The 16,918-nt window shown below is 68.3% G+C and carries 15 protein-coding genes; 11 read left to right on the top strand and 4 right to left on the bottom strand.

The features are described from left to right. Positions 1-73: 73 nt before the first annotated feature. The 3 genes from FRZ44_RS04165 to moaB all read left to right on the top strand — a co-directional run bounded on the left by FRZ44_RS04165 (position 74) and on the right by moaB (position 3,327). Positions 74-928 carry a uracil-DNA glycosylase gene (locus FRZ44_RS04165; RefSeq protein ID WP_191908407.1) on the top strand — a complete coding sequence of 285 codons (855 nt, stop codon included), beginning with the start codon at positions 74-76 and terminating at the stop codon, positions 926-928. Positions 929-1,232: 304 nt separating this feature from the next. Then, on the top strand, positions 1,233-2,795 hold the full coding sequence (locus tag FRZ44_RS04160; RefSeq protein WP_191908406.1) for a lytic transglycosylase domain-containing protein: 1,563 nt from the start codon (positions 1,233-1,235) through the stop codon (positions 2,793-2,795). Further along, positions 2,782-3,327, top strand: coding sequence for a molybdenum cofactor biosynthesis protein B (moaB, locus tag FRZ44_RS04155; protein WP_151175984.1), 546 nt, complete (start codon positions 2,782-2,784; stop codon positions 3,325-3,327). Before FRZ44_RS04160 ends, moaB begins: the two co-directional genes overlap by 14 nt. Positions 3,328-3,496: 169 nt before the next feature. Here the strand turns inward: moaB and FRZ44_RS04150 are convergent, their stop codons facing one another. Next, a complete protein-coding gene (locus tag FRZ44_RS04150) occupies positions 3,497-4,051 on the bottom strand; it encodes an SRPBCC family protein (protein ID WP_151175983.1) in 555 nt (184 codons plus the stop codon). Next, positions 4,044-4,400: an ArsR/SmtB family transcription factor gene (locus FRZ44_RS04145; RefSeq protein WP_151175982.1), complete on the bottom strand. Its 357-nt coding sequence runs from the start codon at positions 4,398-4,400 to the stop codon at positions 4,044-4,046. Before FRZ44_RS04145 ends, FRZ44_RS04150 begins: the two co-directional genes overlap by 8 nt. A gap of 108 nt (positions 4,401-4,508) precedes the next feature. Between FRZ44_RS04145 and FRZ44_RS04140 the strand changes: the two genes are divergently transcribed. The 3 genes from FRZ44_RS04140 (at position 4,509) to FRZ44_RS04130 (ending at position 7,892) form a co-directional block, all read left to right on the top strand. Then, positions 4,509-5,639: a PA0069 family radical SAM protein gene (locus tag FRZ44_RS04140; RefSeq protein ID WP_151175981.1), complete on the top strand. Its 1,131-nt coding sequence runs from the start codon at positions 4,509-4,511 to the stop codon at positions 5,637-5,639. A 155-nt stretch (positions 5,640-5,794) separates the two neighbouring features. After that, a complete protein-coding gene (gene ybaL / locus FRZ44_RS04135; protein ID WP_151175980.1) occupies positions 5,795-7,501 on the top strand; it encodes a YbaL family putative K(+) efflux transporter in 1,707 nt (568 codons plus the stop codon). A 100-nt stretch (positions 7,502-7,601) separates the two neighbouring features. Next, a complete protein-coding gene (locus FRZ44_RS04130; RefSeq protein WP_151175979.1) occupies positions 7,602-7,892 on the top strand; it encodes a hypothetical protein in 291 nt (96 codons plus the stop codon). Positions 7,893-7,896: 4 nt separating this feature from the next. On the opposite strand, the gene FRZ44_RS04125 is transcribed toward FRZ44_RS04130, so the two are convergent. Then, on the bottom strand, positions 7,897-8,454 hold the full coding sequence (locus FRZ44_RS04125; RefSeq protein ID WP_191908405.1) for a nucleotidyltransferase family protein: 558 nt from the start codon (positions 8,452-8,454) through the stop codon (positions 7,897-7,899). A 49-nt stretch (positions 8,455-8,503) separates the two neighbouring features. Between FRZ44_RS04125 and FRZ44_RS04120 the strand changes: the two genes are divergently transcribed. Together FRZ44_RS04120 and FRZ44_RS04115 are read left to right on the top strand one after the other, a co-directional pair. Beyond that, positions 8,504-9,124 (top strand): ribonuclease HII, encoded by a 621-nt coding sequence (locus tag FRZ44_RS04120; protein ID WP_151175978.1) that lies wholly within the window; start codon positions 8,504-8,506, stop codon positions 9,122-9,124. A 203-nt stretch (positions 9,125-9,327) separates the two neighbouring features. Then, entirely contained in the window at positions 9,328-10,353 is a 1,026-nt protein-coding gene (locus FRZ44_RS04115; RefSeq protein ID WP_225308686.1) for a site-specific DNA-methyltransferase, read from the top strand. A 133-nt stretch (positions 10,354-10,486) separates the two neighbouring features. On the opposite strand, the gene mutY is transcribed toward FRZ44_RS04115, so the two are convergent. After that, positions 10,487-11,641 (bottom strand): A/G-specific adenine glycosylase, encoded by a 1,155-nt coding sequence (mutY, locus tag FRZ44_RS04110; RefSeq protein WP_151175976.1) that lies wholly within the window; start codon positions 11,639-11,641, stop codon positions 10,487-10,489. An 84-nt stretch (positions 11,642-11,725) separates the two neighbouring features. Between mutY and FRZ44_RS04105 the strand changes: the two genes are divergently transcribed. From FRZ44_RS04105 to FRZ44_RS04095, 3 genes are all read left to right on the top strand, one after another. Continuing rightward, the gene (locus FRZ44_RS04105; protein WP_225308541.1) at positions 11,726-12,262 is read left to right on the top strand and encodes a DUF721 domain-containing protein; all 537 of its coding nucleotides are present in this window, start codon (positions 11,726-11,728) and stop codon (positions 12,260-12,262) included. Between the two features lie 393 nt (positions 12,263-12,655). Continuing rightward, on the top strand, positions 12,656-13,315 hold the full coding sequence (locus tag FRZ44_RS04100) for a DsbA family protein (RefSeq protein ID WP_191908404.1): 660 nt from the start codon (positions 12,656-12,658) through the stop codon (positions 13,313-13,315). A 78-nt stretch (positions 13,316-13,393) separates the two neighbouring features. After that, the gene (locus FRZ44_RS04095; protein WP_151175974.1) at positions 13,394-16,858 is read left to right on the top strand and encodes a chromosome segregation SMC family protein; all 3,465 of its coding nucleotides are present in this window, start codon (positions 13,394-13,396) and stop codon (positions 16,856-16,858) included. The last annotated feature ends 60 nt before the right edge of the window (positions 16,859-16,918 follow it).

Below are 16,918 nucleotides of genomic sequence, written 5' to 3'. Positions count from 1 at the left end.
CTTCCAACCAAGAAAACGGCGGACTTCCACAGGAAATCCGGGTTAGCGTCCGCTCATGGCGCAACCCTCCGACATGAGCGACGTTTCGGCTGCCGGATTGGATCCGGCCGAGGCCCTGGCGCTGTTGGCCTGGCAGATCGAGGCCGGTGCCGACGAGGCGCTCGACGCGGCGCCGATCGACCGATTCGCCCTGGCCGCCGAACCGGCGCCCGCCCGCCGGAGCGCTCCGGCCGCCGAGCCGGCCGCCCCGGCCCTCATGACCGCCGCCGTCCTGCCGCCGCCGCTCGCGACCCCGGCAGGCCCGCCCCCGGGCGCTGTCACCGGCGACGGCAATGCCTACCGAGCCGCCCAGGCGGCCCAATCCCTGGAAGAGCTTCGCGCGGCTTTGGAAAGCTTCGAGGGCTGTCCCCTGAAGGCGACCGCGACCAACCTGGTCTTCGCAGATGGCAACCCGGCCGCCCGGGTGATGCTGGTGGGCGAAGCGCCCGGCGGCGACGAGGACCGCGTCGGCCGGCCCTTTGTGGGCGTGAGCGGCCAGCTCCTCGACCGGATGCTGGCCGCGGTCGGGCTCGACCGCACCCAGGTCTATATTACCAACGTCATCTTCTGGCGGCCCCCGGGCAACCGGACCCCGACACCTGCGGAGGTGGCGGCCTGCCTGCCCTTCGTCGAACGGCATATCGAGCTGGTGGGGCCGGAGCTTCTGATCCTGGTCGGCAACGCCGCCGCCAAGACCCTGCTGCTGCGGAACGAAGGAATCACCCGGATCCGCGGCAAGTGGTTCGAGTATCAGAGCGCCGGCATGTCCCGGCCGGTCCCAACCCTGCCGATCTACCATCCGGCCTACCTGCTGAGGGCGCCGGCCCAGAAGCGGGATGCCTGGCGCGACCTGCTGCAGATCCGCGAACGGCTCGATCATCGGCCCTGACTGACGCCCCGGATTTTATCCCCAGCCTGCCACCGATTTGTCCCTACCCGCTTAGGGCTTATTTACGTTTCTTCATGGTTAATTGCTCAGGGTCGGGCTTTTAACAATCCGTGGCATTTGAGGAAAATTTCGTGGTTAACCTATTTGTGGGGGTCAGTTTCCCCCTAACCACTAAATCTGGGATGTCAATCCCTAAAACTTCCTTGCCACGTCGCCGAGGCTCCGTTTAGGTAGCCCCACTATGCAGATGGCAAGCACCCCTTCCGGCCTTCCGGGCCGCAATGTCAGACGAGCCATCGGACCGGTGTTGGTCCTGGCCGCCGGCTTTGCGTTCGGTTCCCACCCGGCCCTCGCGGCTGGCGGGGCGTTGGCGCCGACGGGCGGCGCGTTGCCGCTGACGGCCGCCCTGCCGCCAGCCAGCCAGCCGGACACGGGCCCGGAGATTGCGGTTCCGAAACCCCTGGAAGAGACGGACGCGGCGCGCTACCGCCAGATCTTCCGTCTCCAGAACAAGGCCGATTGGAAGGGCGCCGATGAGATCATCGGCACCCTGACCGATTTGCGGCTGATGGGCCATGTGCTGGCCCAGCGTTACCTCTCGCCCACCTACCGGACCCGCTATGCCGAGCTCGCCGAGTGGCTGAGCAAGTATGGCGACCACCCGGACGCGCCGGCGATCTATGCGCTGGCGCTGAAGAAGAAGCCCGCCAATGCCGCCAATCCGGCCGAGCCGAATGTCTCGAGCTTCCGCGGCGGCACGCCCGATGGCGACAATCAGGGCCCCGAGCCGGCGCAATGGGCGCAAGGGCTGGAGGCCTGGCGCGACGGCAATGCGAAGCTCGCCGCCACCCTGTTCGAGCAGGCCGCGAAGGCCAGCAACGGCAATCCCTGGGTCCAGTCCGCCGCCGCCTATTGGGCCGCGCGGGCCCATATCCGGGCCAAGGAGCCGCAGAAGGTCAGCGAATGGCTGCGCCTGGCGGCCGGCGACCCCCGCACCTTCTACGGCCAGCTCGCGCGCCGCGCGCTCGGCGTCGACACCGCCTTCGCCTGGGCCGATCCGACCCTGACGGCCGATGGCGCCGAGGCACTGATGGCGACCCGCACCGGCCAGCGCGCCCTGGCCTTGATCCAGGTCGGCCAGCGCCAGCGCGCCTCTGACGAATTCCATCTCCTGCGCCCGCAGGCCGGTCCCGAACTGACCCAGGGCATGCTGGCGATCGCCAACGAAATCGGCATGCCCTCGCTGACGCTGGGCCTCGGCGCCTCGCTCGAGGACAAGTCGGGCTTCCGCCTGGACAACGCCCTGTTCCCAACCCCGGCCTGGACGCCCAAGGGCGGCTTCAAGGTCAACCGCGCGCTGCTGTTCGCGCTGGCGCGGACGGAATCGGGCTTCAATCCCGAGGCCAAGAGCCCGATGGGCGCGCTGGGTCTGATGCAGCTCATGCCGGGCACGGTGAAGTATACCGGCGGGCGCCTAGTCGCCGTGCTCGGCAGCGGCAAGCCCGACTGGAGCGACCCCGAGACCAACATGGCGCTCGGCCAGGAATATGTGCAGTACCTGCTTGAAGACTCCAACGTGAATGGCGATCTGCTGTTGATGGCGGCGGCTTACAACGCGGGCCCGGGCAATCTCGCCAAATGGCGCGACAAGTTCGCCTATGACGACGATCCGCTCCTGTTCCTCGAGAGCATGCCGGCGCGCGAGACGCGTGACTTCGCCGAGCGGGTGCTGGCGAGCATGTGGATCTATGAGCAACGATTGGGTCAGGACGCGCCGACGCTCGACGCGCTGGCGGCCGGTGCCTGGCCCCAATATCGCCCGCAAGACGACGAGGCCGTGGCGGCGGCCAGCAATGCCTCGAATTGACGAAACACGCCCCTTCCTCCCGGTCAATATCGCCGTCCTGACGATATCCGACAGCCGCACCCTCGCGAACGACACCTCCGGACAAGCCCTCAACGACATGATCACGCGCGACGGCCATAAGGTCGTGCGCCGCGAGATCGTGAAGGACGAGATCGCGCTGATCGTGGGCCAGCTCAAGCGCTGGATCGCCGATCCCGAGGTCGATGTGGTGATCTCGACCGGCGGCACCGGCGTAACGGGCCGCGACGTCACGCCCGAGGCCTTCGAGCAGGTGTTCGAGAAGAAGATCGACGGTTTCGGCGAGCTGTTCCGCTGGATCAGCTTCCAGAAGGTCGGCACCTCGACCATCCAGTCGCGTGCCGTCGGCGGCGTCGCCGGCGGCACCTATCTCTTCGCGCTGCCGGGATCGCCCAGCGCCTGCCGCGACGGCTGGGACGAGATCCTCAAGCACCAGCTCGACAACCGCTTCCGCCCCTGCAACCTGACGGAACTCATGCCGCGGCTGCAGGAACATCTGAAGCAGGTGGGGTAGGACGAGTTTGAGCAGAGGGTAGCGAGATCGAGATATTGTCCCCTCTCCCGCTTGCGGGAGAGGGTTAGGGAGAGGGATGACTCCGACCGCGCAGCCCCCTCCTTAATCCTCCCCCGTAAGGCGGGGGAGGAGACAACAGGACGTCCGACCCCGCTTCTTCTTCACTCGCTCACAACCCCTTCAGCCGCTCCGCGTAATCGCGATTGTGCTTCTCGTGGGTCGACCAGAACGGCCGCGGCACGCGTCCCTCGAGATTGTCGGCCAGGATGGCGAGATGGGTGTGCCAGCCGCCGGCGATCCCGAGGAGCAGCGCGCGGTCCCTGACACGGCTGTGGGTCACGACGAGCTTTACCTTGTCGCCCTTGGGCTCGAGCTCGAAGGTGACTTCGGAATCCTCCTTCGGGCCGCCTTCCTTGATCGTGCCCATCCAGGTCATGGCGAGGAGCCGCGGCGGGTCGCAGCGCAGCACGCGGATTTCCAGCGTCACGCCCGCCGCCTTCGCCTTGTAGCGCTCGGGCGTCGGTTCCTTGGTCGGCGAGAGCGACGAATGGTCGAAGCGGAATTCCGCCTTGCCGCCGGCCTTGAGCTCCATGGGACCCGACGCCAGCCATTTGCCGCGCTTCTCCGACTCCGTCAGGTAGCTCCAGACGCGCTCGATCGGTCCCGGCAACAGCCGCTCGAAGCGGATCGTCTCCTTGCCGATGACGACGCCATGGTCATCCATTCTTGCCTCCATTGGTCTCGGGATCGGGTCGGCTGAGCGCCTCGGCCAGGGCGTCGAGGCTGCTGCGCCAGAACTGCTCGTAGAAACGCAGCCACTCGTCCGCGGCAGCCAGGGGCTGCGGATCGAGCCGGCAGAGATGCGAGCGGCCCTGCACCCTGCGCCGCACCAGTCCGGCATGCTCCAACACCTTGACGTGCTTCGAGGCGGCCGCGAACGACATGCGGAAGGGTGCGGCCAGCTCGCCGACGCTGTGCTCGCCTTCGGACAGCGAGCGCAGCATCGCACGCCGGGTCGGATCGGCCAGGGCGCGGAACAAGGTATCGAGGGCAGCGGTCTGTTGTTCAACCATAAGGTTGAAGTTAATTCGATCCGGCATGATAATCAACCGTTCAGTTGAACAATTTTCTGTGGATTGTTTGTTCTTTATTTGTTCTATCGCCCTCGCTAGGCTTTCCCCATGCGCAATGAACCCGATGCCCCTCAGGGCCCCGATCCGACGATCCTGGCGCCTCAGGCCCGGAAAGGCCGTGGCGCTGTCTCCAACCGCCCGGGCCGCTACGAGCCCGGGGAGCGCCCCCTGGAAGACGATGGCTGGGGCTCGGTCCAGGCCGACGAAGCCGAGGCCCCACCCCTGCGGACCACAGTCCAACCCGACAAAAGCAAGACCGTCATCGCCTGGAACGAATCGCCGGACCTGGGCTTCGACCGTTCGATCAACCCCTATCGGGGTTGCGAGCATGGCTGCGTCTATTGCTTCGCCCGGCCGACCCACGCCTATCTCGGCCTGTCGCCCGGCCTCGATTTCGAGACCAGGCTGTTCGCCAAGCATGACGCCGCGGCGATCCTCGCGCGCGAGCTGGCCAAGCCCTCCTACCGGCCGGCGCCGATCGGACTCGGCACCAACACCGATCCCTATCAGCCGATCGAGCGCGAGCTCGGCATCACCCGCCAGATCCTCGAGGTGCTCGAGCGCTTCAACCATCCGGTGACGATCGTCACCAAATCGGCGCTGATCCTGCGCGATCTCGACATCCTCTCGCGCATGGCGCAGCGCGGGCTGGTCGAGGCGACGGTGTCGGTGACGACGCTCGATCCCGATCTGGCGCGCAAGCTCGAGCCGCGCGCGCCCACGCCGCCGCGCCGGCTGGCCGCGATCGAGGCGCTGGCGGCCGCCGGCATCTCGACCGGCGTGCTGGCGGCGCCGATGATCCCCGCCCTCAACGATCCGGAGCTGGAGGCGATCCTCGCCGCCGCCACGGCAAGGGGAGCGACGCGCGCCGGCTATGTGCTGCTGCGCCTGCCGCTCGAGATCAAGGATCTGTTCCGCGAATGGCTCGAGGCGCATGTGCCCGACCGTGCCGAGCATGTGCTGTCGCTGGTGCGCGACACCCGCGAGGGCAATCTCTATCAGGCCAAGTTCGGCACGCGCATGCGCGGCACCGGTCCCTATGCCGAGCTGCTGCGCCAGCGCTACCGCGTCGCCATGCGCAAGCTGGGCCTCGCCAAGCGCGGCGGCGGCGCCATCGGCCTGCGCAGCGATCTCTTCGCGGTGCCGAAGGGCGAACGCCCGCAGTTCGAGCTGTTCTGAAGTTCCAGAACATTCCACAGCCGCGGCGGCAGCGCGCATGACCGGAGGATAGCGGCACAAATAGGGCCGGCTTGCTGACGATAACGGGTTGCGGCAAAGGCCTCCGATTGCGGAAACTGCGGGCTTCTTTCCCTCGGACCCCCGTAAGGAGCCCGATGCCCCACCAAACGCCGCTCATCGCCATGATCGTCATCGGTCTGGTGCTCGCCTTCATTTTCGGTGCCATCGCACAGCGCCTGCGCATCTCCCCTCTGGTCGGCTATCTGCTGGCGGGCGTGGTGGCTGGGCCTTCGACGCCCGGTTTTGTCGGCGATGCCTCGCTGGCCCACGAGCTGGCGGAGATCGGCGTGATCCTGCTGATGTTCGGTGTCGGCCTGCATTTCTCGCTCAAGGACCTGCTCTCGGTGAAGGGGATCGCGATCCCGGGCGCCGTTGTGCAGATCGCGGTCGCGACTCTGATGGGCATGGGATTGGCGTTCGCGCTCGGCTGGCCCTGGGCGCAAGGCTTTGTCCTCGGCCTGGCGCTCTCGACCGCCAGCACGGTCGTGCTGCTGCGCGCCATGCAGGAGCGCCGTCTGCTCGATACCGAGCGAGGTCACATCGCGGTGGGCTGGCTCATCGTCGAGGACCTGGCGATGGTGGTGGCCCTGGTCCTGCTGCCGGCACTGGCAGAGACCATGGGTGGGAACGGGGCTGCCGGTGGAACGCAGAGCGGCCTCGATCTCCTGAAGGTCCTCGGCATCACCGTCGGCAAGGTGGCGGCCTTCATCGCCCTCATGCTGATCGTGGGGCGGCGCGTCATTCCCTGGATCCTGCACTACATCGCCCACACCGGCTCGCGCGAGCTCTTCCGCCTGGCCGTGCTGGCGCTGGCACTGGGTACCGCTTATGCCGCCGCCACGCTCTTCGGCGTCTCCTTCGCGCTGGGGGCCTTCTTCGCCGGCATGATCCTCGCCGAATCCGAGCTCAGCAAGCAGGCCGCCAACGAGACCCTGCCCTTGCGCGACGCCTTCGCGGTGCTGTTTTTCGTCTCCGTCGGCATGCTGTTTGACCCGAAGATCGTGATCGAGCAGCCGCTCCCGCTCCTGGCGACAGTCGCCATCATCATGTTCGGCAAGTCCCTGGCAGCCTATGTCATCGTGCGCCTCTTCGGCCATCCGACCTCGACCGCGCTCACCATCTCGGCCAGTCTGGCCCAGATCGGCGAATTCTCCTTCATCCTGGCGGGGCTCGGCGTGGCTCTCGGCCTCCTGCCCACCGAAGGCCGCGACCTGATCCTGGCCGGCGCCATCATCTCGATCATGCTCAATCCACTGGCCTTCGCCCTGCTGGAGCGGCTGGCACCGCATCGGCCCCAGGCGGCAGGCGCGCCCGATGCCGCCCCGGCCGAGAGCATTCCGGTCACGAACCTGACCGACCATGCGATCCTGATCGGCTATGGCCGCGTCGGCAGCCTGGTGGGTGCCGGGCTCGGCGCCGCCCATTGGCCCTTCCTGGTGATCGAGGAGATCCCGGAGCTGGCCGAGGCGGCGCGGCGCGACGGCGGCGACATCATCATGGGCAATGCCTCGAATCCCGAGGTGCTGAAGGCCGCCAATCCGGGACAGGCGCGCGTCCTCTTCGTCGCCATCCCGCAGGCCTTCGAGGCGGGTCAGATCGTGGCCCAGGCGCGCGCCGCCAATCCCAATCTCAAGATCATCGCCCGCGCCCATTCCGACGCCGAGGTCGAGCATCTGACCAAGCATGGCGCCAGCCTGACCATCATGGGCGAGCGCGAGATCGCTGAGGGCATGCTGGAAGAGGCGCTGCCCTGGCGGACCTCGGATGCATCGGCGGAGCCGGCGATCACGGTGGTAATGTGATAGACGCGGGCGACAGCCAGCGCCCATAAAGGCAGCCGGACCGCCTCGAGACGCCCTGGGCACCCCGCCTTGACGTCGCGTGGCGGATGAGGAGACCTCGATGGGATGGCTCCGCACTTATGTCGCCATCTGCGCCGGCGTGCTCGCCCTCGTGGTCGTCGGGCTGATCCTGTTCGTGTCGGTCGCGGATCTCGGCCTCAGCGGCAATGGCATCGCCGCGCTCTTCATCGGCACGCTGGTGACGGTCGCGCTGACGATGGTGCTGATGGGTCTCATCTTCGTCAGCGACCGCGGCGGGCAGGATGCCAGCGTCTACAGCGCCCATATCGAGCAGGACGGCGAAGAGTCGCCGGACGTCGCGGACGATCCTGGCGGCCGCCGTTCAAGCTAAAGCTCTATTCGATCCGGCACTCCGGCCAGCGGCGATGCCAAGCCTTGACGGTCACGCGCGCGCGATAGGCCTCGGCTCGGTGAAGGCCCGCCGGCGTCGGGCGGCAGACCAGGGCGAAGAGATCGTCGAGCCCATAGGGCGCAATCAAGGACATGCGATCATCCGGCTCGAGCCGTACCGCGATCGCCGTACAGGTTTCCAACCAATAGCGAATGGCGTCCGCCGTGCCGGCATAGGGTGGATCGCCATTCTTCAGATGCATGCGGGCCTGGTTGCGCGCCTGCCAGATGAGATCGGGACGCGCTTGCGCCAGCCGCGCTTCGATCGCCGCTTCGCCACGGCCCTCGGGATCGCCCGCGTCGAAATAGAGCAGATCGATATCGTCGGCGGGCGAGCAGGTCGCAGCACCGGTGAGTTCGTCCCACAGCCGGTTGCGCAGAAAGCCGGCGCCGATCGCCCAGTCCGGGAGCCCGAGCGAACGGACCAGACGCAGCACCGCCATCGCCGCTTCATCGGTCGCGATGAGGCTGAGAAGTCGATCTCGTTGCGCTTCCCCGGTCATGGCGACATTCTGGCAGCCGCATCGGGCAGCGGGGAGCGATTCGACGGCGATGCCACATTTCAAACTGGAGATCGAGGCGGCCTTGTCGCCCGTCGCCGGCATAGACGAGGCGGGGCGCGGCCCCTTGGCGGGGCCGGTCTTCGCGGCCGCCGTCATCCTCGACAGGGAGCGCACGCCGCGGAAGATCGCCCGCGCGATCGACGATTCCAAGAAGCTGAACGCCGAGACGCGCGAGGAACTGTCGGGCTGGATCCTGGCCAATGCCGTGACGTCGGCGGTGGCGCAGGCCAGCGTCGAGGAGATCGACCGCATCAATATTCTCCAGGCGAGCCTGCTCGCCATGACGCGCGCGGTCATGGGCCTCGCGGTGGCGCCCGCCTACGCGCTGATCGATGGCGACAAGCTGCCCCCGCAGCTTGCCTGCCCGGCCCGCGCCGTCATCGGCGGGGACGGGCTTTCGCTCTCGATTGCCGCCGCCTCGATCCTGGCCAAAGTCGCGCGCGACCGGCATATGGCGGAGCTCGACCGGCGCTATCCGGGCTATGGCTGGGCGCATAATGCAGGCTACGCCACGCCTGAGCACCGCACTGCCCTACTACATCTTGGGGCTACCCCCGAACATCGTCGCAGCTTTAGTCCAATTTCTCAGCTTTCTCTTTTAAGCGATTGAATCAACAAGAAGACTCTTGACCGCCGGACTCGGCGACTCCATGCTCGACCCAGATTTTGGGAAGGGTTTGGGGGACGTCGATGACCAAGGGTAGCCGCACGATCAAGGGTCGTGCCGCGGGGAATGATGCGGCCACGGCGGAACTGGAGCCGGTCGCGGCGCCGTCGCTCGATCGCATCGTCGAGGGCGATTCGATCCGGGTGATGAACACGCTGCCGCCCGAGAGCGTCGACATGATCTTCGCCGATCCGCCCTACAACCTGCAGCTCCAGGGCGATCTGCACCGGCCGAACAACAGCAAGGTCGACGGCGTCGAGGAAGCCTGGGACAAGTTCGCGGATTTCGCGACCTATGACCGCTTCACCGCCGACTGGCTCAAGGCCGCGCGCCGGATACTGAAACCGGACGGCACCATCTGGGTGATCGGCAGCTACCACAACATCTTCCGCGTCGGCGCCTCGCTCCAGGATCTGGGCTTCTGGATCCTGAACGACGTGGTCTGGCGCAAGACCAACCCGATGCCGAACTTCCGCGGCCGGCGCTTCACCAACGCGCACGAGACCATGATCTGGTGCGCCAAGGACGCCGATGCCCGCTATTGCTTCAATTACGATGCGATGAAGTCGCTGAACGACGACCTGCAGATGCGCAGCGACTGGCTGCTGCCGATCTGCAATGGCGGCGAGCGGATCAAGGACGAGAACGGCAACAAGGCGCACCCGACGCAGAAGCCGGAAGCGCTGCTGCACCGGGTGATCCTGGCGGCGACCAGGCCCGGCGCCGTGGTGCTCGATCCCTTTTTCGGCACCGGGACGACCGGCGTCGTCGCCAAGCGGCTGGGCCGGCATTACATCGGCATCGAGCGCGAGCGCGCCTATGTCGAAGTCGCCCGCAAGCGCCTCTCAAAGGTGCGCCCCGTCGAGGATGTGTCGCTGATGGCGACACCCTCCAAGCGCGAGGAGCCGCGGATCCCCTTCGGCTGGCTGGTCGAGCGCGGCCTCCTGCATCCAGGCGACCTGCTGGTCAGCCCGAACAATCAATGGACCGCCAAGGTGCGCGCCGACGGCACGCTGATCTCGGCCGACCATCGCGGCTCGATCCACCAGGTGGGTGCCGCCGTGCAAGGTGCGCCCGCCTGCAATGGCTGGCAGTTCTGGTGCATGCGGATGGAAGGCAAGCTGGTGCCGATCGACTTCCTGCGCCAGCGCCTGCGCGCCGAGCTTTCATGAGCTGATCCGGCGGGACGGGCGCGCCAACGCCCTCCCGACCGGCAGGGTCGCCGCGCGCCAAGCGGCGAGAGACGTGTCTAGGACTGTAAAAAGTGACTAGGGGTGTACTGGATGGCCTCATCCTGCCGACAGGTCAGGATGAGGCCATTTTCTTTTTGGCGGTCTTGCGCGCTTTAACCGGCGCGGCCCCCTCGCCCGCCAGGACCCCCAACGCATGGCGCGCGACTTTCGTCATCAGGGTCGGCAGCGCCTGACCGCCGAAGTCCGTCGGCTTGACCCAAACACCGTCGAGCTTCGTGCGCGCCGGCACGTCGCCCACCAGCAGCGTCAGATCGATATCGAAATGGGTGAAGCCATGCTGGACCACGCCCGGCAGCGCGTGCCATTCAGCTTCGACGGGCGCCGATTTGATCGCTTCCTTGGCGTTCCAGGCGGCCTCGCGCCAGCCGGTCGAGGGAAATTCCATCAATCCGCCCAGCAATCCTTCCTCCGCGCGCCGCTGCATCAGCACGGCGCCGTCGGGCCGCCGGATCCAGAACACCACGCCATGTTTCTGCGGCCGGGCGCGTTTCGGGCTGCGGCGCGGCAGAGTCTGGGCGATCCCTTGCGCCCTCGCCGCGCAGAGCCGCGTCAGCGGACAGGTGAGGCAGAGCGGCGCCTTGGGCCGGCAGACCGTGGCACCCAGATCCATCATGGCTTGCGCGAAATCGCCGGCACGGGTTTCCGGCGTGAGCTGGCCCGCGAGCCGTTTCAGTTCGGGCTTGGCCGCCGGCAGCGGCGTCTCGACCGCGAACAGCCGCGCCACCACGCGCTCGATATTCCCGTCGACCGGTGTCGCCTTGGCACCGAAGGCAATCGCCGCCACCGCGGCGGCGGTATAGCCGCCGATCCCCGGCAGCGTCAGCAGACCTTCCTCGCTCGAGGGGAAGCGCCCGCCATGCTCGGCCGCGACGGCCTTGGCGCAGCGGTGGAGATTGCGCGCCCGGGCGTAATATCCCAGCCCCTGCCAGGCATGCAGCACTTCGTCGAGCTGGGCCGCCGCGAGGGCCTCGACCGTCGGCCAGCGCTCCAAGAAGCGCGCATAATAAGGCCCGACCGTCACCACTGTGGTCTGCTGCAGCATCACCTCGCTCAGCCAGACGCGATAGGGATTCGGCGTTTCGCCCGCCCTCGCGCGCCAGGGCAGCTCGCGGCGATGCCGGTCATACCAGGCCAGCAGCGCCGGCGCGACACGGCGCTCGGCGCTGGGATCCTGGCTCGGACGTGCGGAAGCATGGTCGCGGGGCATGGCGAGGGGCTACACTGCGGCGGCGGCCCGGGCTCGCGCAAGAGCGGGCCCGCGCCGAGACCGATCTCACCTCCCTCAGGCGCCATGGCCGACGACACCGACGCCGCAAAACCCACGATCGAGGACGCGCCGCGCAAGGGGCGGATGCAGGCCCTGGCCGCGTCCCTGCCCCGGATCGCCGGCAAAGCGCTCGGCAAGCGGGGCCTGGCCGAAGGCGGGCTGGTGACGGACTGGACCGCGATCGTGGGCGACCAGATCGCCGACTCCACCCTGCCGATCAAGCTCGCCTTCGCCGGCCGCGAGCGGCGCGAGGGCACGCTCCATCTGCGCGTGGCCGGCGCCATCGCGCTCGAGCTGCAGCATCTGGAGCCGCAGCTGATCGAGCGCATCAACGCCTATCTGGGCTATGGCGCGGTGGCGCGGCTTCGGCTCGAGCGCGGGCCCCTGCCCAAGCCGGTGCGCCGGCGTCTGGCCGAACCCAAGCCGGCCCTGCTGGCGCCGGCCGAGACCGCCGCCATCGATCTGAGCGTGGCCGGGATCGCCGACGAGGGGCTGCGCCAGTCGCTCGCTCGACTCGGCAGTACGCTGGCGGCGCAGGCGAAGAAGCCCGCCAAGCGCTGACGGTTTCGATTCCTGACGCATTTTCGATATCCTGCCGCGGATTCACTTGTGCGCCTTCGCCGCAGGCGCGCCCGCCCGAGTCTTTCCCGATCCGCACCATTGGACGGCGAATCAAGCTCCACGCCATGGCGGAGCGAGGAATTCCGCCGCATGGCCGATCGGCAAGCCTGCCCGCGGCCCTTCGCGAAGGGATTGCGCGGCCACGAGAATCCTGCCATCTAGCGCGGCCCGCGCCGTCGCTGGCGCATGTGCACATTTTCCACAGGGACGTTCGCTTGAGCGCCCGAACGGCTTCGGTCTAACTTGGCCGCGGCCGTCCTCCATGACGGCCTGATGACAAAGGGCCGCCCGCCAAGGGTCGCTGCAACGAGGCCCGCACGAAGGACCAGGGAATTGCGCAAATATTGGATTGTCGCGCTGATCGTCGTCGTGATCGCTGTCGCCGGCGTCGGCTTCTACGAATATCAGGACCGCCAGAAGCTGGCCGCCGCCTCCGATCCGAACTCGGCGCCGGGCGCCACGGTCCAGATCCCGCTCTATGACGACGACCATGCGCTGGGCTCGAAGGACGCGCCGATCACCATGATCGAGTACGCCTCGCTCACCTGTCCGCATTGCGCCCATTTCCACAACGACATCCTGCCGCAGATCAAGGCCAACTACATCGACACCGGCAAGGTGAGGCTGGTGTTCCGCAGCTATCCGCTCGACCAGCCGGCGCTGAAAGCCGCCGAGCTCACCGAATGCGTCTCGCCCGTCACCTATTTTCCGATGGTCTCGCTGCTCTTCAAGGAGCAGGGCGACTGGGCCCATGGCGACAAGCCGCTCGACGCGCTCGCGAAGATCGCGGCCGGCGCCGGCATCGACCAGACCAAGTTCCAGGCCTGCCTGGACGACAAGACGATCTCCGAGCGCATCATTTCCCGCGCCCAGGAAGGCCAGGACAAGTTCGGCGTCGAATCGACCCCGACCTTCTTCGTGAATGGCCGCAAGATCCAGGGTGCGGTGCCTTACGAAGATTTCGAGAAGGTGTTCAAGGAGCTCCAGCCTTGATGCGGACGCCGCCCCGGCCGTTCCCGGCCCGCTCCCTCCCGCTTCCGCATCCGCTCGGCTGATTTTCCGGAGTCCGGCTTGGTTCACTTCACCAAACTCAAGCTCGTCGGTTTCAAGTCTTTCGTCGATTCGACGGAGATGCCGATCGAGCCCGGCATGACCGGCATCGTCGGCCCCAATGGCTGCGGCAAGTCGAACCTGGTCGAGGCGCTGCGCTGGGTGATGGGCGAGACCTCGGCCAAGCGCATGCGCGGCGGCGAGATGGACGACGTGATCTTCGCCGGCAATACCGGCAGGCCGGCGCGCAACGTCGCCGAGGTCGTGCTTTCGCTCGACAATGCCGATCGCAACGTGCCCTCGCAGTTCAACGGCAACGAGGCGCTCGAGATCAGCCGGCGCATCGATCGAGGCGTCGGCTCGCATTACCGCGTCAACGGCTCGGAAGTGCGGGCGCGCGACGTGCAGCTCCTCTTCGCCGACGCCGCGACCGGCGCCCATTCGACCGCCATGGTGAGCCAGGGCCGCGTCGGCGCCATCATCAGCGCCAAGCCGACCGAGCGCCGCGCGCTGCTCGAGGAAGCGGCCGGCATCACCGGCCTCCATTCGCGCCGGCACGAGGCCGAGCTGCGCCTGCGCGCGGCCGAAGCCAATCTCGCGCGCCTCGAGGATGTGATCGTCACGCTCGAGGCCCAGTTCCAGACCCTGAAGAAGCAGGCCCGCCAGGCGCAGCGCTATCGCACCATCGCCGACCAGCTGCGCAAGGCCGAGGCGGTGCTGATCCATCTGCAATGGACCGAGTCCCAGGCCCGCATCGAAGCCGCGCGCCAGGCCCTGGCCGAGGCCGAGAGCGCCGTCGCCAGCGCGACCGAAGCCGCCGCCATCGCCGCGCGCGAGCAGGCCGATGGCGCCTCGGTGCTGCCGGGCCTGCGCCAGAGCGAGGCCGAAGCGGCCGCTGCCCTGCAGCGCCTGACCTTGGCGCGCGGTGCCCTCGAGCAGGAAGAGCAGCGGGTTCAGCAGCAGCAGACCGAGGCCGAGCGCCGGCGCCAGCAGGTCGAGGGCGATATCGGCCGCGAGCAGGCCTTGCTCGAGGACGCCGCTGCGGCACAGGCGCGGTTGGCCGAGGAAGAAGCGCAACTGACCGAGGCCAGCGCCCGCGAAGGCGACGCGCTCGCCGAGGCCCAGCGCCAGGCCAATGACAGCCAGGCCCAGGTCGAGACCACCGAGACCGAGCTGGCGCAATTGACGCAAACGATCGCCGAGGGCGAAGCGCGCCATTCGGCGCTGGTCCGCAGGCTGGCCGAGCTGGGCGAGCGGTTGCGCCGTCTCGACCAGCGCGCCGAGGCGACGCGGATCGAGCGCGAGCGGCTCACGGCCGAGACCGAGCAGGATCTGGAGCTGGTGGCGGCCAAGCACCGCTTGGCCGAGACGGAGGACAATCTGGCGGCGGCCGAGACCCGGCGCGGCGAGGCCGAGCAGGCTTTGACCGCCGCGGAGGCGGCCGAGACCGAGGCCCGCGCCGGCCAGCAGGCGGCGCAGAGCGCCCATGCCAAGCTGGCAGCCGAGGCCTCGACCCTGGGCGAACTTTTCGTCGGCACCGAATCCTCGAGCCAGCCGCCCTTGATCGACCAGCTGCAGGTCGAGCCCGGCTATGAAGCGGCGCTGGGCGCGGCGCTGGGCGACGATCTCACCGCCTCGACCGACCTGGCGGCGCCCGTTCACTGGCAGTCGGTCAGCGAACGCCCCGATCGGCCCGATCTCCCGGCCGGCGCCGAGCCGCTGTCGCGCTTCGTCACCGGCTCGCCGGTGCTGTTGCGCCGGCTGCACCAGATCGGTGTGGTCGACAGCGAAGCCACGGGCCGCGCCCTGGCCGATCAGATCGGCCAGGGCCAGCGCCTGGTCTCCAAGGACGGCGCCATGTGGCGCTGGGACGGCTATACGGTCGCGACCGGCGCGCCCAGCCCGGCGGCGGTGCGTCTCAAGCAGCGCAACCGCCTGAACGAGGTGAAGCGCGAGCTCGAAGGCGCCACGGCGACATTGGAGCAAGCGCAGAGCACCCTGACCCGGGCAACCGAGGCCCGCAGCGCCGCTGCGGCCGAGGCCGAGGCGGCCCGTGCCGCCGGCCGCCAGACCTATCAGGCGGTCGACCAGGCCCGGTCCGCGCTGGCCCAGGTGCAGCAGCGCCTGGCCGAAGCGGTCTCGCGGCTCACGGTGCTGAAGCGCACCGCCGAGGAAGTGGCCGCCGAGCGTGCCGAGACCGACGCGCAGCGCCAGCAGGCCGAAGCGGATCAGGCGGCCCTCCCCGATCTGGGCGGGGCCCGCGAGCGGGTCGCCGAGCTGAAGCCGCGCCTGGCCGAGGAACGCGGCCAGCTGATCGAGCGGCGCGGCGCGGTCGAGCGGCTGAAGCGCGAGGCCGCGATCCGCGCCGAGCGGCAGAGCACGGTCACGCGCGAGCGCACTTCCTGGACCCAGCGCAGCGAAGCCGCCCAGCGCCAGCTCGAGACTTATCAACAGCGTCTGGCCGAGATCGGCGAAGAGATCGAGCGCCTCGCCCGCCGCCCGGCCGAGCTGGCCGAGCAGCGCCAGCGGCTGCTGGACGAGATCGCCGGCGCGACATCGGCCCGCCAGGCCGCCGCCGACCGGCTGGCCGAAGCCGAGACCAGGCTTGCCGACTATGACCGCGCCCTCAAGGCCGCCGAGCATGAGCTGGGCCAGGCCCGCGAGAACCGGGTCCGCACCGAGGGGCTGGTGGCCCAGGCCGAGCAGTCCGGTGCCCTGGTGATCGAGCGCTCGCAGGAGCGCCTGGAAGTCGCCCCCGCGGACGCGCTGGCCCTGGCCGAACTCGACGAAGGCGCCGAGCTGCCCGATCGCGAGGCGGTCGAGACGCGGATCCAGCGGTTGACGCGCGAGCGCGAGAATATCGGACCGGTCAATCTGCGCGCCGAATCGGAAGCCGAAGAGCTGGAAACCCAGATCAGCGGCATGCAGAACGAGCGCAACGACCTGGTCTCGGCCATCGCCCGGCTGCGCCAGGGCATCGCCAGCCTCAATCGCGAGGGCCGCGAGCGCCTTCTCGCCGCGTTCGAGGTGGTGAACGGCCATTTCCAGCAGCTTTTCACCCGCCTTTTCGGCGGCGGCCGCGCCCATCTGGCGCTGACCGAGGCCGAAGACCCGCTGGAAGCCGGGCTCGAGATCATGGCGAGTCCGCCCGGCAAGAAGCTGCAGGTCATGTCGCTGCTCTCGGGCGGCGAGCAGGCTTTGACCGCGCTGGCGCTGCTGTTCGGCGTGTTTCTCACCAATCCGGCGCCGATCTGTGTGCTGGACGAGGTGGACGCCCCGCTCGACGACGCCAATGTGGACCGCTTCTGCGACCTGGTCGAAGAGCTGGCGCGGGTCACCACCACCCGGTTCCTGGTCATCACCCATCACCGCCTGACCATGGCGCGGATGGACCGCCTCTTTGGCGTCACCATGGCCGAGCGCGGAGTCTCGCAGCTGGTCTCCGTCGACCTTCAGCGCGCCGCCGAACTGCGCCAGAGCGCGTAACGCCGCAGGGCTGGATTTTCGTTGCAGCGCAAGCGTTTGATCGCGATCCACCCAGGCTTG

The sequence above is a fragment of the Hypericibacter terrae genome, assembly GCF_008728855.1.
In the GTDB taxonomy this organism is placed as follows: domain Bacteria; phylum Pseudomonadota; class Alphaproteobacteria; order Dongiales; family Dongiaceae; genus Hypericibacter; species Hypericibacter terrae.
Note: the sequence above shows the minus strand (reverse complement) of the source record. Positions and strands in the feature narration are given on the sequence as shown.

Coding starts and splice junctions, on each gene's coding strand:
- FRZ44_RS04165 (WP_191908407.1), top strand. CDS start 74: ATGAGCGACGTTTCGGCTGCCGGATTGGATCCGGCCGAGGCCCTGGCG.
- moaB (WP_151175984.1), top strand. CDS start 2,782: ATGCCTCGAATTGACGAAACACGCCCCTTCCTCCCGGTCAATATCGCC.
- FRZ44_RS04150 (WP_151175983.1), bottom strand. CDS start 4,051: ATGGATGACCATGGCGTCGTCATCGGCAAGGAGACGATCCGCTTCGAG.
- FRZ44_RS04145 (WP_151175982.1), bottom strand. CDS start 4,400: ATGGTTGAACAACAGACCGCTGCCCTCGATACCTTGTTCCGCGCCCTG.
- FRZ44_RS04140 (WP_151175981.1), top strand. CDS start 4,509: ATGCGCAATGAACCCGATGCCCCTCAGGGCCCCGATCCGACGATCCTG.
- ybaL (WP_151175980.1), top strand. CDS start 5,795: ATGCCCCACCAAACGCCGCTCATCGCCATGATCGTCATCGGTCTGGTG.
- FRZ44_RS04130 (WP_151175979.1), top strand. CDS start 7,602: ATGGGATGGCTCCGCACTTATGTCGCCATCTGCGCCGGCGTGCTCGCC.
- FRZ44_RS04125 (WP_191908405.1), bottom strand. CDS start 8,454: ATGACCGGGGAAGCGCAACGAGATCGACTTCTCAGCCTCATCGCGACC.
- FRZ44_RS04120 (WP_151175978.1), top strand. CDS start 8,504: ATGCCACATTTCAAACTGGAGATCGAGGCGGCCTTGTCGCCCGTCGCC.
- FRZ44_RS04115 (WP_225308686.1), top strand. CDS start 9,328: ATGAACACGCTGCCGCCCGAGAGCGTCGACATGATCTTCGCCGATCCG.
- mutY (WP_151175976.1), bottom strand. CDS start 11,641: ATGCCCCGCGACCATGCTTCCGCACGTCCGAGCCAGGATCCCAGCGCC.
- FRZ44_RS04105 (WP_225308541.1), top strand. CDS start 11,726: ATGGCCGACGACACCGACGCCGCAAAACCCACGATCGAGGACGCGCCG.